Raw genomic sequence first — 4191 nt, 5'->3', positions numbered from 1 at the left:
GCCAAGGGCTTAAATAGCATCTGTTAGGCGTCACGAAAAACATCTTAGAACACAGCAGATATAAAACGAGGTGGTAAGCATTCCGTGCACTTTGTAAGGGAATGTATTTTTCAGGGATGAAAAATGACACAAATTTGCCGGGAGCAAATTTGAACAGCTTTAGCTGGCCCGTAGGGCAAACTTCAGGATGAAGTTTGTAACCGCACAGGGATGTATTCACAGCGTGTCCCGTCAAAGTTGTACGGTGTGCTTGCCGCCGGATGCACCGAGCTAGAACCTGCGTAACGATAAGCATCAGTAGCGTAGAGATTGGGGCAACGCCCTTAGCAGGGTAGTAATTTTCTCCACCGGCTTCAAGGATCACATCCCTGTGCCCTTTCAGCCTCCGCAGCATCCCTGCTGCTGTTACGAAAATTCTACCGCAGCCACGGGCTCAAAAACATTAGTGAGGCGTCATGAAAAAGATCCCAGATAACCGCAAATATAAGACGAGTAGGTATGCATAGTCTGTAAACCTAAAACTACCAAAACCGAGCTGCAACTTAAGGGTACGTACTAAGATTAGCTTCAACATCACCACCTATTCCTCCGCTCTGCTGAAATATGCTATAAATGCATTACTTAGCGCGACTTTCTAACCCGGAAACCCCGTGTCTTTCAGCCAAAGCCTGACCATCAGCGGTGTCGATACCTTAGCTGCAACAGAGCAACAGCACGAACTGGTGCTATGCCGGCATTGTGACTTATTGCAATGGTTACCTGAGCTGCAGGAGGGGGAAGAGGCACATTGCCAACGCTGTGACCATCAACTGGACGTGCGCCAGGTGCAGCCCATTCTGCGGCCTGTACTCTATGCCGGTTCAGCGCTCTTTATGCTACTGCTGGCCAACCTGTTCCCGTTTATCAGTATGGGCGTGGCCGGTAATCGCAGTGAAATGCATTTCTTTGACACCTCCGCTGTACTCTTTACCGAATACCATCAAAGCCTGGCCATTCTGGTCTGGTTATTTATTCAGGCTGTGCCAGCCTTCTGCATGGCGGCGGTTATTTATTTGAAACTGGGTATGCTGTACCGGCTACCGGCGCGGATCTGGGTGGCGCGGGTACTCTTTATGCTCAAGCCCTGGAGTATGGTCGATATCTTTTTGATGGGGTTGCTGATTAGCTTTGTCAAACTGGTCGCTAATGCCGATATTTCACTGGGGTTAAGTTTCTGGGCATTTTGCATCTTCTGTTTATTGCACCTGCGCACCTTTCAGGTGATTGACCGCCACGAAATGTGGTCGCGGTTAGCCGTGGCGCCTGCTGTGCCGGTAACGGCTGCAGCCGGTAAAACCGGTTTGTCGCAACAGTTAAAACTTTGCCCTTGTTGCACAGCGATAGTACCACTGGCGCAGGCGCATTGCCCGCGCTGTCAAACCAAAGTCTATCCGCGGATACCAGCCAGCCTGCAAAGAACACTGGCGTTATTAGTGACAGCGGCCATTCTGTATATTCCAGCCAATTTGCTGCCGATTATGCGCACCGTCTCCTTTGGCAATGTTACGGATTCCACTATTATCAGTGGCTTTATTTTAATGTGGCAGGATGGTGAGTATCCGGTGGCGCTGGTTATTCTACTGGCGAGCGTGGTGGTACCGATTGCGAAAATTCTGATTATGTTCTGGCTTTGTTATCTGGTGATGGCGCCGGTAGAGGTGCGTAGCAAGCTGACCACCAAAATTTACCTGCTGGTAGATTGGGTTGGCCGTTGGTCGATGGTCGATGTGCTGGTCGTGGCGATCCTGGCGGCACTGGTGCGTTTTGGCCTGTTAATGAGTGTTTATCCGGGCGTTGGCGCCTTAGTATTTGCTGCAGTGGTCATTATTACCATGCTGGCAGCCATCAGTTTTGATCCGCGATTGCTGTGGGACCAGCCATCGCAAACAGGAGAGCAGGTGTGACCGAAACGCAAAATACTGCAAAAGTAAAACCGATCCGGCAGTGGTCACCGATTTGGGTGGTACCTATCGCCGCGGTATTGATTGGCTTGTGGATGCTATATAACCATCAGCAGCAACAGGGGGCAATGTTGTTACTGATTGCCGAAGATGCTGAGGGGATTGTCGCGGGCAAAACGCAGATTAAAAATCGCAGTGTCGATGTTGGTCAGGTGGTTTCTGTTGAGCTCAGTACCGATTTGAAGCAAGTTATGATTAAAGCGCGGATGAAACCTAATGTTACGCCGTTGCTAAACGAAGGTTCGCAGTTTTGGGTAGTGAAGCCGCAAATCGGTCGCGGTGGGGTTACTGGTCTGAATACCTTGTTGTCAGGTGCCTATATTGAATTACAGCCCGGCGATTCTCCCCGTGTGGTACTAACGCATCCGCTGTTAAATACGCCGCCGGTTGCACCAGCCGATGCGCCTGGGATCCGGGTAACCCTGCAAACCAGTGACCCAAGCACGCTGGCGGTAGGTGATCCGGTGCTGTATCGCGGTTATGAAGTCGGTACTGTTGAAAGCAGTCAGTTTGAATTGGCGGAGCGGCGCACCCGCTATCAGCTGTATATCCGTCAGCCCTATGATGCACTGGTCACGGAAAACATCCGGTTTTGGATTAGCAGTGGCGTTTCATTCGACTTATCAGCCGAGGGGTTATCGGTAGATGTCGGCTCCGCCGCTACCTTACTCAGTGGTGGTGTGAGCTTTGATTTAATGGATGGTTGGCCGGCGGGTAATCCGGCCGCTAACGGTAGCGAGTTCCAGCTGTTCCCGGATCGGCAAAGTATTCAGGAAGGGATGTATAGCCAGTTTGTTGAGTATATCGTGTTTTTCGATGAGTCGGTCCGTGGTTTGAAAGCGGGTGCCCCGGTTGAATATCGGGGAGTGCGGGTCGGCACTGTTGCCAGCGTGCCGTTCTTTTTTGCGATGGAAAGACCCTTTGAAGTGTCGTTGAATCAAGGCGTGCCGGTACTGATCCGGATCGAGGCCGGGCGCTTGTATGAAAACCTGACCTTACAGCAGTTGGGAGTAGAGTTAGAGCAGGCGGTCAGCCGGGGTTTACATGCAATGTTAAAAACCGGCAATCTGCTTACCGGCGCGCTCTATGTCGATTTGGATATTAATAGTGAATTACTGGCCGATCTGAAACAACAGCAGCAGTATCAGGAGCAACTGACATTAAGTCAGCAAGCGGGGTACCCCAGTTTACCTTCGGCGCGCAGCGGTTTAAGCAATATCGAGCAAAAGGTGTTGTTGGCACTGGATAAAATCAATAATTTGCAGTTGGAAGAGTTCTTAACGCAAGGTCAACACACACTGGCGGCTACCGAGCAATTGCTTGGCAGCAGCGAACAGTTACTGGCGAGCTTGCAGGCCTTTTTGGCTCAGCCTGAGCTACAGCAGTTACCGGCGAATTTACAGCAAAGCCTGACTGAACTGCAGCGGGCTCTGGCAGGCGTGAGCCCGGGGTCAGTGGCTTACGAACGGGCCGGTAGCAATCTGCAGGTGCTGGAGCAAACGCTGCGCGAACTGCAACCGGTGCTGAAAATGCTAAATCAGCAAAGCAATGCGTTACTGATTAATGCCAGTGAACAAGCCGACCCCCAACCAAGGAAAGCCAAGCCATGAAAGCGTTTATCATCAGTTTAAGTTTACTGACGTTGGTTGCCTGTAGCAGCAAGCCAACTGCAGTCTACTATTATCAGTTAGCTGTGCCGGCGACACCTACAGCAGAGAACACCAGCTTGCCGGCACTCTATGTCGCCCCGATCCGGGTTGCCGCCTATCTGAATGGCACAGGGCTGGTGATGCAGCAGTCCGAGGTAGAGTATGTCATTACCCGTCAGCATTTATGGGCTGATGCACTTGAGCAGCAGTTGCAACGGCAGTTACAACAGCATTTGCTGCAGGCGCTGCCGGCTCAGCCATTACGCAGTGTGCAGGCTCAGGCGCAGCGACAGTTATGGCTTGAGATTGACCGTTTTCATGCCGATCCCTCCGGTCAGGCGATGCTAAGTGGCCGCTATCGATTAGCACAACAACAGACGGAAATTAACCAGCCGTTTAGCTATCAGGTAGCATTAGAGGCTGACGGTTATCCGGCCATGGTGTCAGCCCTGAGTCACGCCTGGCAGCAGTTACTTGCCGATATTACAACAAAACTTACTGCCGGCTAAGCCGGCATTTTTTTGCGTGCGCCGGGCATGGCG

3 protein-coding genes are annotated in these 4191 nt (G+C 51.6%); all 3 read left to right on the top strand.

Annotated elements, in window-relative coordinates; genetic code table 11:
* Positions 1 to 650: 650 nt before the first annotated feature.
* From AAY72_RS13755 to AAY72_RS13745, 3 genes are read left to right on the top strand one after another with little or no spacing between them, the layout of a single operon-like run.
* Positions 651 to 1943 (top strand): PqiA/YebS family transporter subunit, encoded by a 1293-nt coding sequence (locus AAY72_RS13755; protein WP_008984342.1) that lies wholly within the window; start codon positions 651 to 653, stop codon positions 1941 to 1943.
* The gene (gene pqiB, locus AAY72_RS13750; RefSeq protein ID WP_057788268.1) at positions 1940 to 3610 is read left to right on the top strand and encodes an intermembrane transport protein PqiB; all 1671 of its coding nucleotides are present in this window, start codon (positions 1940 to 1942) and stop codon (positions 3608 to 3610) included. The genes AAY72_RS13755 and pqiB overlap by 4 nt, the downstream gene beginning before the upstream one ends.
* Complete coding sequence (locus tag AAY72_RS13745) at positions 3607 to 4158, top strand: membrane integrity-associated transporter subunit PqiC (RefSeq protein WP_057788266.1); 552 nt, start codon at positions 3607 to 3609, stop codon at positions 4156 to 4158. Before pqiB ends, AAY72_RS13745 begins: the two co-directional genes overlap by 4 nt.
* Positions 4159 to 4191: the final 33 nt, after the last annotated feature.

It is taken from the genome of Alishewanella sp. WH16-1 (assembly GCF_001441695.1).
Classification (GTDB): domain Bacteria; phylum Pseudomonadota; class Gammaproteobacteria; order Enterobacterales; family Alteromonadaceae; genus Alishewanella; species Alishewanella agri.
This window is presented reverse-complemented; position numbering and strand designations above follow the sequence as displayed.